We start from the raw sequence: 782 nt of genomic DNA, 5'->3' as shown, positions 1-782 counted from the left end.
CTGTTTTTTGGGCAACTGATGCTTCAAGCTCCATCATCTGAATATAAGATTTGCGTGAAACGCCGCCAATCACCAAACCGTACACAAAACTAATTAAGGGTTGAAGAAAGCCAATAATACTTAACCTTCGCCCCCGACGCTTACTCTGCTCTACACGTTTTTGTTCACCTCGGAAGTAATAGCTGTAGCTTGGTTCACTCCAAGCACAAAACCCTGATTCATCCAGATATTTCAGATCTATTTCTCCGGTCGCCGCAGACAATTCCAGCATATCTAAGTCTGCTTGTTTAACCTGTTGTAATACGGGGTCTTGTTTTTCTCTATGGCTTTTTCTCGTTCGTTTCCAAATGATCCCCTTTTTTTAAGTACCTGTCTTAACCAGTCAGGACTTAATTAACCCTTGCGTTCTTGTTCTAATTTTTGGGCTAATTGAACGCTGTTATATGTACGAGGTTCTTTCTCCAAACATTCTTCTAAGAACACCATGTCAGTTTCTATCCACCTTGATTTTCCTCCTCGCCCTGGTTTTTCCCAAAGTCCCTCTAAACCTAGCTTTTCCCATCTATGCAAAACTTCTCGTACCGTTTGTGCTGTCCAATTAAAGTGAGCCGCTATCTTCTCTACATACCAACCATGTGCGCTCAATCTAATCACTTCTGCTCGGTCTTTCACTTTCTGGGGTACATCTGCCGTTCTCAGATCGAAAAGAGTTCTATCTTGTTTTAGAGTCAGAAATATCCTTAAACGGCTGCCCATATCCTTTTTACCGTGGTAGATGGATT

The 782-nt window shown here is 41.9% G+C and carries 1 protein-coding gene and 1 pseudogene; both read right to left on the bottom strand.

Annotated elements, in window-relative coordinates; all coding sequences use genetic code 11:
* Positions 1-271 (bottom strand): annotated as a pseudogene (locus HCR01_RS38100) (IS630 family transposase); the annotation flags it as partial.
* Between the two features lie 122 nt (positions 272-393).
* Positions 394-782, bottom strand: a 389-nt coding sequence (locus tag HCR01_RS38095; RefSeq protein WP_226890098.1) for a helix-turn-helix domain-containing protein, incomplete at its 5' end; no start/stop codon positions are given.

Origin of the sequence: Nostoc sp. MG11 (genome assembly GCF_014904695.1) — a bacterium.
Lineage (GTDB): Bacteria > Cyanobacteriota > Cyanobacteriia > Cyanobacteriales > Nostocaceae > Komarekiella.
This window is presented reverse-complemented; position numbering and strand designations above follow the sequence as displayed.